This is a genomic window from Kribbella sp. NPDC023972 (genome assembly GCF_040639075.1).
Taxonomy (GTDB): Bacteria; Actinomycetota; Actinomycetes; order Propionibacteriales; family Kribbellaceae; genus Kribbella.
The window spans coordinates 115,849-128,796 of record NZ_JBEZZH010000007.1; the positions used below are offsets into that span (position 1 = coordinate 115,849).

The 12,948-nt window shown below is 66.0% G+C and carries 15 protein-coding genes; 7 read left to right on the top strand and 8 right to left on the bottom strand.

Annotated features, from left to right (window positions below; all coding sequences use genetic code 11):
* Positions 1 to 5 precede the first annotated feature (5 nt).
* Together AB0F43_RS26760 and AB0F43_RS26765 are read right to left on the bottom strand one after the other, a co-directional pair.
* A complete protein-coding gene (locus tag AB0F43_RS26760) occupies positions 6 to 530 on the bottom strand; it encodes a DinB family protein (protein WP_360482396.1) in 525 nt (174 codons plus the stop codon).
* A gap of 125 nt (positions 531 to 655) precedes the next feature.
* Positions 656 to 1,063, bottom strand: a complete 408-nt coding sequence (locus tag AB0F43_RS26765; protein WP_360482399.1) for a VOC family protein — start codon at positions 1,061 to 1,063, stop codon at positions 656 to 658.
* Between the two features lie 231 nt (positions 1,064 to 1,294).
* On the opposite strand from AB0F43_RS26765, the gene AB0F43_RS26770 reads away from it, so the two are divergent.
* Complete coding sequence (locus AB0F43_RS26770; RefSeq protein ID WP_360482402.1) at positions 1,295 to 1,669, top strand: VOC family protein; 375 nt, start codon at positions 1,295 to 1,297, stop codon at positions 1,667 to 1,669.
* Positions 1,670 to 1,673: 4 nt separating this feature from the next.
* Here AB0F43_RS26770 and AB0F43_RS26775 read toward each other — a convergent pair whose 3' ends face one another.
* Complete coding sequence (locus AB0F43_RS26775) at positions 1,674 to 2,090, bottom strand: hypothetical protein (RefSeq protein WP_360482405.1); 417 nt, start codon at positions 2,088 to 2,090, stop codon at positions 1,674 to 1,676.
* Positions 2,090 to 2,464, bottom strand: a complete 375-nt coding sequence (locus tag AB0F43_RS26780) for a nuclear transport factor 2 family protein (RefSeq protein ID WP_360482408.1) — start codon at positions 2,462 to 2,464, stop codon at positions 2,090 to 2,092. The genes AB0F43_RS26775 and AB0F43_RS26780 overlap by 1 nt, the downstream gene beginning before the upstream one ends.
* A 996-nt stretch (positions 2,465 to 3,460) precedes the next feature.
* On the opposite strand from AB0F43_RS26780, the gene AB0F43_RS26785 reads away from it, so the two are divergent.
* The 3 genes from AB0F43_RS26785 (at position 3,461) to AB0F43_RS26795 (ending at position 7,310) form a co-directional block, all read left to right on the top strand.
* Positions 3,461 to 4,258 carry a GDSL-type esterase/lipase family protein gene (locus AB0F43_RS26785; protein WP_360482411.1) on the top strand — a complete coding sequence of 266 codons (798 nt, stop codon included), beginning with the start codon at positions 3,461 to 3,463 and terminating at the stop codon, positions 4,256 to 4,258.
* A 62-nt stretch (positions 4,259 to 4,320) separates the two neighbouring features.
* Entirely contained in the window at positions 4,321 to 5,061 is a 741-nt protein-coding gene (locus AB0F43_RS26790) for a hypothetical protein (protein WP_360482414.1), read from the top strand.
* Between the two features lie 353 nt (positions 5,062 to 5,414).
* Positions 5,415 to 7,310 (top strand): heparinase II/III family protein, encoded by a 1,896-nt coding sequence (locus AB0F43_RS26795; protein ID WP_360482417.1) that lies wholly within the window; start codon positions 5,415 to 5,417, stop codon positions 7,308 to 7,310.
* Positions 7,311 to 7,508: 198 nt separating this feature from the next.
* Here AB0F43_RS26795 and AB0F43_RS26800 read toward each other — a convergent pair whose 3' ends face one another.
* A complete protein-coding gene (locus AB0F43_RS26800) occupies positions 7,509 to 8,075 on the bottom strand; it encodes a DUF664 domain-containing protein (RefSeq protein WP_360482420.1) in 567 nt (188 codons plus the stop codon).
* Between the two features lie 57 nt (positions 8,076 to 8,132).
* Between AB0F43_RS26800 and AB0F43_RS26805 the strand changes: the two genes are divergently transcribed.
* A complete protein-coding gene (locus tag AB0F43_RS26805) occupies positions 8,133 to 8,603 on the top strand; it encodes a GNAT family N-acetyltransferase (RefSeq protein ID WP_360482423.1) in 471 nt (156 codons plus the stop codon).
* A gap of 517 nt (positions 8,604 to 9,120) precedes the next feature.
* On the opposite strand, the gene AB0F43_RS26810 is transcribed toward AB0F43_RS26805, so the two are convergent.
* Positions 9,121 to 9,513 (bottom strand): hypothetical protein, encoded by a 393-nt coding sequence (locus AB0F43_RS26810; RefSeq protein ID WP_360482426.1) that lies wholly within the window; start codon positions 9,511 to 9,513, stop codon positions 9,121 to 9,123.
* Between the two features lie 133 nt (positions 9,514 to 9,646).
* Complete coding sequence (locus AB0F43_RS26815) at positions 9,647 to 10,246, bottom strand: hypothetical protein (RefSeq protein WP_360482429.1); 600 nt, start codon at positions 10,244 to 10,246, stop codon at positions 9,647 to 9,649.
* Positions 10,247 to 10,795: 549 nt separating this feature from the next.
* Between AB0F43_RS26815 and AB0F43_RS26820 the strand changes: the two genes are divergently transcribed.
* Positions 10,796 to 11,074 (top strand): hypothetical protein, encoded by a 279-nt coding sequence (locus tag AB0F43_RS26820; RefSeq protein ID WP_360482431.1) that lies wholly within the window; start codon positions 10,796 to 10,798, stop codon positions 11,072 to 11,074.
* Positions 11,075 to 11,280: 206 nt separating this feature from the next.
* Entirely contained in the window at positions 11,281 to 11,628 is a 348-nt protein-coding gene (locus tag AB0F43_RS26825; RefSeq protein ID WP_360482434.1) for a hypothetical protein, read from the top strand.
* A 925-nt stretch (positions 11,629 to 12,553) separates the two neighbouring features.
* On the opposite strand, the gene AB0F43_RS26830 is transcribed toward AB0F43_RS26825, so the two are convergent.
* Positions 12,554 to 12,889, bottom strand: a complete 336-nt coding sequence (locus AB0F43_RS26830) for a metalloregulator ArsR/SmtB family transcription factor (RefSeq protein WP_360482437.1) — start codon at positions 12,887 to 12,889, stop codon at positions 12,554 to 12,556.
* Between the last annotated feature and the right edge of the window lie 59 nt (positions 12,890 to 12,948).

The following is a 12,948-nucleotide window of genomic DNA, read 5'->3' on the forward strand; positions in this document are numbered from 1 at the left end:
CGGCATCAGGCGGTGGGGCGTTCGGATTCGGGGAGGTCCCAGATGCGGTTGTGGGTCCAGGCGTATTCCCAGGCCTGGATGTCGGGCGGCTGGATGCCGAGGCCGGTGAGGATCGCGCAGACCTGCTCGCGGTGGTGGTTGGCGTGGTTGAGAGCCTGGGCGATGAAGATGCCGACCCGGGTACCGCGGGTGTTGTTGTCGACGACCATCACCCGTTCGACGTCGATCGGCTTGATGAGGAACTCCTCCCAGAGCGCGCCCGCCTCGTCGTTCCAGCGCTCGAGCGTGTCGAAGTCGGCGGCCGGCTCACCGTCCACGTAGTCGAGCGGACTGTCCGCGATCCGGCGCAGGTAGCTGGCGTCGCACCGGACGATGTGATCGAGGGTCTCGAGGATCCCGCCGTACGTGCCGACGCCGGTGACCTCCAGCTGCTCGGCGGTGAGCTGCTGGTCGCGACAGAACTTGATCAAGCTCTTCGTCGCCCAGTTGTTGTGCCGGATCGGGTCGTACAGCAGGTCGTTGAGTCCCATGCTTCACGGTAGACCTCCGCCGACCTGCCGCCGTACCCGATTTCCGGATATGCGACAGCCGCAACACCCCATGCCGGTAAAGCGCCAGCCGTCCGTCCGGCAGGCGCGCCAACCCGGTCAGTTGATCAGCTCTGCGCGATGTTCACCATCCAGTTGATGCCGAACTTGTCGACGACCTGGCCGAACTCGTCACCCCAGACCTGCTTCTCCAGCGGCACCGTCACCTTGCCGCCCTCGGCCAGCTTCTCGTAGTACCCGCGCAGGTCCTCGTCGTCACCGCTGAGGCTGATCGAGATGTTCTCGCCAGGGTTGTACGACATACCGGGCGGCGTGTCCGAAGCCATCAGCGTGAACCCGGCCGGCGTCTCGAGCTGGGCGTGCATCAGCTTGTTCTCGTCGTCGGGCCCGCTGCTCGCACCGAACTCGGCGAACGTGTTGGTCGCCACGTCGCCGCCGAAGATGCCCTGGTAGAACTCCATCGCCTCCCGCGCGGTGCCGTCGAACTGGATGTACGGATTGAGCCGAGACGCCATCGGACTCCCCTTCCCCCTTGGTGGAAACACTCTTGGCCGCACAGTAGACCCGGCCACCGACAGTCCGCGAGACCCTGTCGGTCGCGATCCCGAGCCGTCACCACCCGGACGCCGACCGTGCCCCGATCCGCCGTCCACCGTGCGCCGCCCGGCTTCCGCCGTACGCCGGTTGTGCACAGGCGCGGGGAAAATCAGCCACCGATTGCCCGTGCTCGCGGTTAGGGTCTCGGCATGATCCTGCGACACATCACCATCGACGCCGGCAACCCGTACGAGCTCGCCCAGTTCTGGAGCACCGTGACCGGCTGGCCGATCGCGACCGGCGACGCACCCGGCGACGACGAGGTGCTCGTGGTCGCGCCGGATCCCGTCCCCGGCCTGCTGTTCATCGCCGTACCCGAGGCCAAGTCGGCCAAGAACCGCGTCCACATCGACTGGGTCCCGGACCAGCGCACCCGCGACGAGGAGGTCGAGCGCCTGGTGTCCCTCGGCGCCACCATCTACGAGGACCACCGCAAGCCCGACGGTCGCGGCTGGGTCACCATGCAGGACCCCGAACACAACGAGTTCTGCATCGAACGCAGCGAGTCCGAACGCTCCGCCTGACCCTTCACAGACGGTCCGCAAGCGCCGTCATCAGCCGGATGACGGCGTCAGGCTGAGCCGCCCGAAGCTCCGCCTCGTGCCGCGGCGACTTGGCATAGGCGATAGCAGCAAGCCCCGCCCGCCGACCGAACTCGATATCGCTCGGCGCCGTACGCGCGGCCGCCACCTCCCCCTTGATCGCCGCCCTCTCCACATCTTCGAGTACGGCGGGAGCCCGCTCGGCCGCGAACCGAAGCACGACCAGGTGTTCGACCGTACGCGCGATCGCCTCCGGCAGCACCACCCCCGCCGCCCGCAACGGCTCCCGAGCCGCATCCCCAATCGTCGACCCACTCCCCGGCGGAAACAGATCACACACCGGCCCATCAAAGTCGAGCAGAAACCCCTCCACCCGCCCCACAACCTCAACCAGCGAAGGCATCAGGTGATGGCGGTTGCCTGGGACCAGCCGATCTGCCAGCCGGAGGGCGTACGGCGGTAGCAGTCGAGATGCCAGGCCTCCAGTTCGCCGGGCTCGCGGCCGCCGACCGAGATCGAGATCGAGGATTTGTAGCGCAGTACGGCGACGTCGCCGTCGAGCATCACGTCGATCACCGAGACGGGCTCGAATCGCCGGTAGTCGATCTCACCGGACTCGATCCCGCCCAGGTACTCGGCCTTGGACCAAGTGTGCCCACTCGGCGTGACGATGACGAAGTCGTCCGCATGCACGGCGTCCGCCTCGGCAACCCTGCGTTCCACCAGACATGTCAACCGCGCCCGCTCGATCTCCCTCAGCCCATCGGCATCCAGCATGCCCAGCAACCTACCGCTCGTGGGGTGGGGGAGGAGTTGGGCTTTGGGGATGCCCAGCAGGCGGAGGGGTCGGTCGCGGGCGTAACCGTCGAGCTATCCAATGAGGTGGACTGTGGTGAGGCGTGCTCAGGGGACAACCCTCGGGAGCGGCTCCGGGCTGCGGGAGTGTGCTGGGAAGGACGCAGCTATTCCGGAGCAGCTCACCCGCGTGGTCACCTGCCTGCAGTGGATGCGATGAGCGGGCGTGGAGTCGCCAGATTTTGTCGGCCGGATGCGTCGGATTCCCTGGCCTTGGATAGGGGAGGGGCCGGTGTTCGATGGGTGGGCGATTTTGCCCGCATGCCGGTCACAATTAGGCAGAACCCGGGACCTTGAACACCCTCTGGGGTCCTAAGACAGGCAATGGCATGTCCCCGGTCCCCAGAAGGTGTTCAAGCCCGGCGACCAACTCTCGGATCCCGGGATGCGGACAAAACCGGTCACATGCCGGGCAAACCGCCAAGCAGCGCGTCCCACTGGCGGGTTATTTCACCGCTGACGTGCTGCAACCCGCCAGCGTAGACATAACCCGCCAGCCGCCACTCCCATCGCCCCGCAACACAGGCGCCACCCCGGCCCATCCACCGTGACGGAGCACCTGCGGGGCGTGTTGCCGGGGTTTCGGTGCGTGGGCGGTTTGGTCCGCATGCTGGTCGAAACCGGGCCACAACCGGGGCCGGCGATTATATACGGAGAGCCACGCGGTGTGCACGGTGTGAGACTATTGGTGCCTGGGGCAAGTAAGGCACAACTTTTGTCACCTGATGATCATCCTGCGTGGTGTAGGGGTCCACCGCCGGCGTACGCACCTCGATCGGAATCACTGCTGGCGGATCACTCGTGGGCCTTGCTTGACTCGGCACTACCCGGCGGGCTCTGCGCCATGCAACGAAAGGAACCGTTCGACGCGTCGAGACAAGTAGAGGGGTAGGACGCGAATGGGGGGATGTGGGGTCGTTGAGACAGCGACGCAGGGTCCGTGATCACCTCGGCGGCCCGATGGTCGCCATGATGGTGACGCTGGTCCTGCTGGCGCTCACCGGTGGTGTTCTGGTCTTGCTCGAGCCCGCCAAGCCGAGCGCGGTGCCGGTCAGCAGCGCCACCGGGACCGGGGCCGCGTCGGTGAACCCAGGGCCGTTCGGCTCCGGAACGCTGGGTCCGTGGGAGCGCCTGGGGAAGCACATCTCGCCCGACGACGAGATCCGGGACGCGCTGACGTTCAACGGAGTGTTCATGTTCGGCGACAGCATCGCCGTCCAGGACGGACCGGCCCTTGAGCAGCTCCTCGCGAACCGGACCGGCGACTCCATCGCCGTCCACGACTGGTCGGGTCAGCCCACGTCGGCGGCCGTCGACGCGCTGGAGGACTGGGAACGGCGGTTCGGCCTGCCCAGCCGGATCGTGATGGCGGTGGGCTCGAACGACATCTTCGACCCACCTGCCTTCGCCGCGCAGGTCGAGCGGGCCATGCGCATCGCCGGACCGTCGCGGATGGTGTACTGGGTGAACGTGTACGTCAGCCGGGTCCGTCAGCCGGCCGAGGTGCGGGAGGCCGATCGGGCCAACAGCGCCTGGATCAACCAGCAGCTGGAGCAGGCCGCCGTACGCCACCCGAACCTGCAGATCGTGCGATGGGCCGAGCACGTCGCGTCACAACCGGGCGGCGGCGCGAACTATCTGCGCGACGGTATTCACACCTCCCCACTCGGGCGGACGGCCCGCAACGAGCTGATCGTCGCTGCCCTCGGAGGCTGACGAGGCAACCTCCTCGCCGCTTTCCGCGTTCTCAGGTTGTGGCTCGAAATTCTGCGCGCTCCGTGACATCCGCGGTCATCCTCGTGGTCCTGGTCGCCACCTTGTTGACTCTGATCCATCTGGAAACGACGACTGCGCACGCGAAGAACAGCGCACCTGCACCGACAAGTACGGGACGTTACGGGTCGGGCACGCTCGGTCCGTGGCAGGCGCACACGAAGGTGATCTCGAGCGCCGCGCAAATTCGGCACGTGGTGGCGACCGACGGGGTGGTGCTGTTCGGCGACAGCATCGCCGTACAGGATGGGGATGCTCTCGGGCGGCTCCTTGCACGACGGGCTGGTACGACGTTCGCGGAGCACAGCTGGTCCGGTGAGCCGACGTCGGCCGCGGTCGACGCGATGGCGATCTGGGCGCAGCAGTTCGGCTTGCCGCACCGGATCGTGATGGCGGTCGGATCGAACGACATCTTCGATCCGCCGGCCTTCACCGCGCAGGTCGACCGGGCGCTGCGGATCGCCGGGCCCTCGCGGACGGTGTACTGGGTCAACGTGCAGGTACGGCGGACGGATGAGCCCGTCGCGATCCAGCTCGCCGATCAGCGCAACAGCGAGTGGATCAACCTGCAGCTGGAGCAGGCCGCCGTACGTCATCCGAACTTGCGGATCGTGCACTGGGCCGAGTACCTGGCGGCGCGGCCCGGCCGACTGCGGACGGATCTGCGGGACGGGCGGCACACCACGGTGCCCGCCGGACAGGACGCGCGGAACGCCCTGATTCTGCAAGGGATTCTGGACCATTGACCTTGCCCTGACGGGCAGCGAGGTAACCGAAGTAGGGGGTCCGGGCAACTTTGCCGTGGGTACGGGCATCAAAGCGGGCAGAGGGAAGACTTCGACTCGGGGGGAACCGATGACGGCGAACATGAAGCCGGAGTGACAGCGGTACAACGCCAGGGCCGCGGCATCGATTTCGATGCCGGATGCAACGTCAGAGCGGCCGCCGGGCGTTATTAGAGCAACACCTCGCGCCCCCGAGCTCCGCCCCCTCGGGCATCGCTACGAAACCACTTGACCGGTCCCAGGGACCCGTCCGGCCCGAATTCAGGTCTAGGCCAGAATACGCATGCCCTTGGGGCTGCAGTGAGGAACCAACCATGCCCGCGCACCGCCTTCGCAAGGCCGGAACGACCGTGCGACTCAGCCTGGCCCTGCTGCTGAGTGCGGTCGTCGTGGTCACATCCCTGGTGATCCCCTGGGGTGGCTCGATGCCCGAGGCCGCACCGGACCCGACGGTGGCCCGGACCCCGGAGCCGCCCACTCCGACGATCACCCAGGCCCCGAGGCAGAACGTCTACACGTGCCCGGCGTACAGCGGGATCGACCGGGCGAACCCGCCTCCGAGCCTCTACCGCGACACCTTCGCCTGGGGAACGACGGCGCCGTACCAGGTCGGCAACGGAAAGGGCGACGTCGACTGGAGCCTGAACCCGTACGACAACCCGAGCTGGTACATGTGGTTCCACTCGCTTCGTTGGCTTGGGCAAGGAATCGCCGCGGCCGGCAAGGGCGACCAGCGCGCCCTGGCCCAGGTCAGCGCGATCACCCGCGACTGGGTCAAGGACAACCCGTACTCCTGGAAGTCGAACGTCGGCGCCTACGAGTCGACCATGCACCGCACGAACGTGCTCATCTGCTTGCGCCAGGCAACCTTGACAGGCCTGAAGGTGACTCGGCTGCCGCTGTCGTACACGTGGCTGGACAAGGCGCTGCAGGAGCACGCGTGGTTCCTGCAGAAGAACTACAGCGGTGACTGGAACCACGGCACCGACGAGAGCCTCGCCCTGTTCGGCATCGGTTGCACACTTGGCCGGAACGACCTGAAGCAAATCGCCGCGGACCGGCTGACCAATGCGATCAAGACGTCGATCGACACGCAGGGTTCCACCAACGAGCAGTCGACCGCGTACGCACAGTTCAACTACTCGCTCTGGGGACGGGCGATCGACGTACTGCAGAAGTGCGGTGTCGACCCGGGTACGACGATCAAGGCGCGCCGGCGTGAACTCGCCAAATGGCTCGCGCTGGCTACCAACTCGCTCGGCAACCTGCACCAGATCGGCGACTCCGAGGTGGTTCGCACGTTTCCCGTTCCCGGCACCGTGCTCGAGTACGCCGGGACGCTCGGCACGAAGGGGATCCGGCCGACCCAGCGGATCGGGATCTTCGACGCCGGGTACATCTTCGGCCGGACCGGGTGGGGTGAGACGCGTCCGTTCACCCAGGAATCGACGTACAGCATCCGGTTCGGGCCCTCGCGGAAGCTGCATGGGCACGAGGACCACACGTCGGTCACGTACACCTCGCGTGGTCGCGACATCCTGATCGACGGCGGCCACTCCGGCTACAAGTGGGACGACTGGCGGAGCTGGGCGAAGAGCCAGTTCTCCCACAACCAGATGACGGTGTTGTCCACGGCAACGGACCACCCGGTGACCAAACTGAACCGGTCGGCGATCGGGGCGACTTCGGAGTTCTACGAGCTGAGCGACAAGCTGGGCGGCGGGATCGACCGGACGCGTGGTGTGCTGGTGCTGAAGGACCCGGACCTGATGGTCGTGCTGGACCGCGGCACGTCGGTTTCGGACGAGGAGTACCAGACCTTATGGCATCTCCCGTCGGACCAGAAGGTGCAAGTCAGCGGCAACTCGGCCGTTGCTCAGGCGCCTGGGGACCGGGTGAAGACCACGTTGTTGCAGATCCCGTTCGAGCAGGCGACGACTCCGATCCAGGTCGCCACCGGCAAGACCGACCCGATCCAGGGCTGGCACTACGACACCATCGACACCCGCAAGCCCTCCCCGGTCGTCAAGTTCACCCGGTCGGGGCGCTCGGCGTCGATCCTGTCCGTGATCGCCCCGACCCGGGTCAACGCCGCGGTCACGTACACGACAAGCCGGCAAGGCGATCGCACGGTGATCAATCTGATTGTCGACAATGTCAAGACCGCGATCGCGATCGCGCCGGACGGCACCCTGCAGCGGCTGAAATAGAGTCGCCTTGTGCGCCACCGTCAGGCCCGCTTCGAGATCCGTCCGTGGGAGGACTCAGGCCGTCGTTGATCCTTGCCCGTCTGGGCAGTTAGCCGCAGGTGCTCACCGTTTGACCAGCTAGCCGCGGGCGCTCACCGTTGACCAGCTAGGCGCGAGGCGCTCACCGTTTGACCAGCTAGGCGTTCGGCGTTTGAGCGGCTAGGTGCGGGCTCCTACTGGGTGCCAACCGGGGGGTGGGTCTTCGCCTACTCGGCCGTCTACGGCTTCGCGGACGAGGTCGGCGTGGCCGGTGTGGCGACCGTACTCCTCGATCAGGTCGCAGATGAGGCGGCGCAGGCTGGCGTGACGGCCGTCCGGCCAGGTGATGTGCGCGGGCTGGTCGAGTCCACCGTCGGCGAGAGCTGCGGCCAGGCGCGCACGGGAGCGCTCGACCGCGCCGTCCCAGAGTGCGTAGAGCTCCTCGGGTTTGTCGTCGGCCGCGGACTCGAACTCCCAGTCGTTGTTGCCGTTCCAGCCGTTCTTGTCCCACGGCTCACCCATCGGCTCACCGCGGAACTTGACGTTGAACAGGTAGTCCTCGTTCGCCGCCAGATGCTTGAGTAGTCCGCCGAGCGTCAGCGACGACGCACCGATCCGCGTCCGCAGACCGGCCGCGTCCAACTCGTCGGCCTTCCAGCGGAACGTCGTACGCAACCGCTCGAGCGCCCCGACCAAGTGCTCGACCTCGCTACCGGCGATCGGAGGTTCCCACGGGGTTTCAGTCATACCGCCACCGTAAACCCGGTTCCGGACGCTCCCCTTCCGGAACTATTGTCGACAAGCATGATGCTCCGCCTGGAGATGACGTCACCCTCCCAACTCGTCCCCGGCAATCCACCACCCGCACCCCTGTCTCTGCGTGAGGTACGCGCGGACTCCGCACCGCTGATCCGCGCCCTCTACAACCGCATCTGGGACCCCCTCGGCTCCAGCGGCCGCAGCACGTGGACCGACGCCGATTGGACCACCGAGCTCTCGCTACCGGGAGTCCACAGCTGGCTGGCCCTGATCGCCGACGAGGTGGCCGGCTTCGCCGAACTCTCCGCTGAACCAGCCGGCGACGTAGGCATCGTCGTCTTCGGCCTGGTCCCCGAGTTCCAGTGCAGAGGCTTCGGCGCCGCCTTGTTGACCCTCACCACGCAAACCGCCTGGCACCTCAACACCCCCACCACCCGCGTCTACCTCCACACCAACCCCCACGAACACCCCCACGCCCTGCCCAACTACCAATCCCGCGGCTTCCAGCTCGTTTAGGCAGACCCCGGGCGCCTGGCTGAGCCACGGTCCGTCATGATGCAGGTCGACGGCTTCGGCGTTCGTTCGCGTCCTGCAGCCGGTCCAACTGGACGGCGGTTACACCGTCACGTACGGCGCCTGGCTCGGCATCCACCCGTCGCAACTCCATGAGGTCTTCGCCGCCTGGTGGTCACCGGAGTACGACGCTCTCCGCATCGAGGGACGACTCGCGAACACCATCGAGCCCTGGGCCTGCTCGGCGCTCCGGCCACGGCCACAGTCCGCCACTCGGACGAAACGCCATACCTTACCGAGTCGGAAGACCCCACACTCGCCAGAGTCATCACCAACACCTGGCCCCACGCCGACATCCTCCCGCACCTCCCCGCCTCACCCGCCTGCGTCAGATGCCCTACCCACCCATCACGGTCCCGGCCCTCGCCTACCTGCAAACCGCAGCCCACGCGCCTGGCACTTCACGCTGTCCGGCTCAGGGGACTGGACCTGGCACTCCGCTCAGTTAGAGCGGCCGGTCTTACCGGTTGGCGCGGTCGCGCAAAGTGGTGATCAGGTCGGTCGCCCAGCTGGTGATGGTCGTGGAGGTGAACAGGTCGGTGCTGTATTCGAGGTCGAGCGTGAAGGTGTTGTCGGTCAGCGTGAAGACGACATAGAGCTCGTCCCGCGCCTGGTCCGGGCAGGGCGTGGACGGGGAATCCGCCGCCTTCGCGCTGCTCGACGACGTACGAACCGTCGTGACACCGCAACGCCTGAGCGTACGTGTTCCGCTCGGATCGCTCGTCCGCTCGACGATGAGGTAGTTACCTTCACCTCGTTCGACCTCCGAGAGCAGCTTGAAGAGCAGGCCCTCCCCCGGGTCATTCCACCGCTCAGCCAATTCGGTGATCGCACATAAGATCGGCGTACTCATCCAGTCATACGTCCAGCTCCGGGGGCGCCCACCCGCCGCCGAAAACGTTGCACCCGGCAACCATCGCCCCATCAGCACCGGCGTTGTCTCCCTGGGGCATCGCCCACCGCTCCCGGACAACGTAACTGTCGACTCAGGCGTCGTACTCCTTCGCCTGGTCTGCTTGGCAGGTGCTGATCCAACGCTCGAGGATGGCGACGGAGTGCTCGAGGGGTTGGTCCGTGGTGTCGAGCAGGTGCGTGGACCAGCGAGGATCGTCCTTGGTCCAGGTCGACCAGCGATGCCAGGCCATCTCCGGCCAACTGCCTTCGATGATCACCTCCGGTCGGTACTGAGGGTCGCGCGCATGCCCACGGTGCCAGGCGCTCCAACCGACGAACGCTTCAACGGCCGCCGCCGACCACCGATCGCCGTCGCGCCTGGCAAGCCGGCGCCGCCGCTCGTCGTCGGCCACATCGACCAAACAAACGGCTATCCCGTCGAGCAGCGGCGCGGACGGGCACGCCAGGACCTCGCCCAGCGGCGATTGCCCGGTCAGCAGAAGATCCAAGCCTTGATCCTGATACTCCAGTGCCCGGCGGATCCACAGCTCCATTGTCCGGTTGCGCCATTGCGTGTCGGCATCCTCCGGTACGCCGATCTCGTCGTGATCGTGGACGACCACACCCCGCACCCGCGCACCGACCTCACAAGCCAAGGTGGTCTTGCCCGAACAACTCGACCCAGTCAGCATCAGCAACATCCCACCAACCTGACACCACGACCGCGGCCCAAGCCAGCGATTTGATCAGCCCTCGGATTCCTGCGCGAGCCTCAGAGCCTCATGATGCTCGGCCCGCGCCAGCCGCAGCATCCACAACGGAGCCGCCAGCACGACAAGCATGCCGCCCCCCGGCCACAGCCTTCAGCTGCCACTCAGGCCTAATCGCCAACACCATCACCAAGGCTCCGATGACCGCCGCAGTGGCGAAACCAAGAACAACAGCGGTGAAGAAGACACGCTGCTTCGTCCACAGTCTCGGCGCGGGCGGATTCCTGACGTGCCGAAAAGCCACGGCACCCACACAAACCGCCCCAAACGCCGACGGCAGAGCCGACAGCAATCCGTTTGTCAACACGTACCCCACCGTCGCGACGGCAAGTCGAGGCCTGGGCCCGGCTCACAAGATTCCGGATTGGCGCTTGTGGACCCTAGGTCGCGGGTGGACACTGCCATTAATGGCCACATAAGCGCCAATGGCTGGGGAAAGGGCTCGGGATAATGGACAGAAAAGACTTCCCGGTGCTACGCGCCGGCGACATCGTCAAGGCATTCCCTGATCTCAAGGCGGGTGACATCCTCAAGATCCACCGCGACGACCTGGGCGGCGTCGACGTCGGTCAGTTCGTGGTGATCCAGAAGAGCGGGGCCAAGGAACTCGACTTCACATTACTGCTGGCCGACGAGGCCGACGAGGCAACCGGCAGTGCTGACGAAGTGGGCACAAGGGTGTCCCTGGTGGACGAATCGGCGGTGACGCTCGAGGTCATGAGCCCGCCGGAAGGCGGTAGGGAAGCATGACCTCCCAAGCAGCATCAGGAGCTACCACCGGCGCCACTACGGCCACCGCTGCGGCATCTTCAACCTCAGCCGCCGCGGTGATGAAGCTAGTGCAGGACCAACTAACGGAGGAGCGCAGCACCAAGTCGTCGTTGGAGGCGCGTGCCATCGGGGTAATCACGTCATCGGGCGCTTTGGCGACGTTGCTCTTCGCGGTAGCTGCGTTAGTGACCAAACCGACGGCCTACGAGCTTCCCGACCTATCCCGACTGACGCTCATTGCCACGCTCGTCGCCTTCATGGTCGCCGCCGTCTTGGCGATCATGGCGGCTCGACCGGGGACGTACCAGGAAGTCACGATTGACTCGCTGCGTCAGGCCTCGGCCGCGGAGGCCATGGCGGCTCCGGCAGAGCAGGGCGAGTCGTCGATTGCGAACGTGCTGGTTGACATCATTGCCACAGCTCGCGAGCAGAACGGGGTCAAGGCGAACTACCTCAAGGGGGCCGTGACGGTTGAGGCGATTGCTGCGGTACTGCTCGCGGTCGCGGTCGCCATCGTACTGCTGGAGGGCTGATGCCGCGCCACACCTGACGGCGGCGGAGTGATCTGCACGTGTGGCTGCTTAGGAGCCTCGCCGGCCAGTTCGCCAGCCGTGTCCGTTGTCCTGAGCCTTCTGCCGATGCCCGCCAAGCCTGAAGTGAATGTGCTCGGTGCCCGGAATCGTCGCTGTGCAGGGCGTGTGAGGTGCCGAACCTGCGAGCCTGGTCCACTGCACAACCAACCCGCCTGACTGGCTGCTCTGCTAATAACCGGCCAACTCGGGGAGAGATCTGCTGAGATTTACCAGGACTGCCCCACTAATGGGCATGTCTGAGAAATCAGCTCCCGAATCTGTGGACTGAGTAGCAGGAGCTTCGAGACGAGGTCAGCACCTGGCATTTCTTTGTCGGCCCAGTCGGATGAGTGCGCGGTTCAACTCGATGCGACTTGCGACGTACTTCGCCGGATTCACTTCCTGGAATGAGGACTCGCGACTGCACAGCTTCCTCGTCGACTTTCCCCGGACAACGTCAGCCACGTCGGCGTCCGCATCAACGGCAAGGAGGGTTGCTGGAGCCGACCGAGAGCCGCACGGGACATTGCCGAAGGTGCCTCGCTTCAGCGCGATGTCCTTGTCGTCGAACTCGTTCCCGCGCCATGCGAACCCGCTGCACGCTATATCGCTGGAAAGTTCGACGGCGGACTGGCAGCTCGACATCCGGCTCAACGTCACTCATCCGCGACGGATCGAGCACCTCGCCGCAGCTGCTGAGTTCAGAGATCCGCAGCTGCAACTCTTGAGCGCGGAGCCCGGCGGGCGTTCTACGAGAAGCCTTCCACACAGGCAAGCACTTGGCGCATTACGCAGCTACGGACCCACTGTGGATGAGGTCGTCGATAGCAAGACATTCGCGACGGACGGGGTCGACTCGGCCATCGGCAGCAGATGAGCGTCCTGGTCAGTCGTGGGGCGGAGCCCCGGTCAGAGTGTGATCGGCATGGAACAGGCCCTCGGCGATCACGCGGCGAAGGTGCACGCCACGGATCGAGTACAGCGACCGGCGACCGACCTTGCGGACCTCGACCGCCCCGGCGAGTCGCAGCCGGGCCAGGTGCTGAGACGTGGCCGGCTGCGCGACCCCGGCAATCTCGGCGAGTGTCGTCACATCCAGTTCTGCGCCGTCAGCCAGGGCACACAGCAACCGGACCCTCGTCGGGTCGGCGAGCAGGCGAAACGTATCGACAGCAACCTGGACCTGGTCCGCGGTCGGGTCGAGCGCCTCATACGACTTCACGTGTGCATCCATGCGCATGCAAGCATACGTCGTGCTAGCGTGAAGAGCTCCTCCGAACC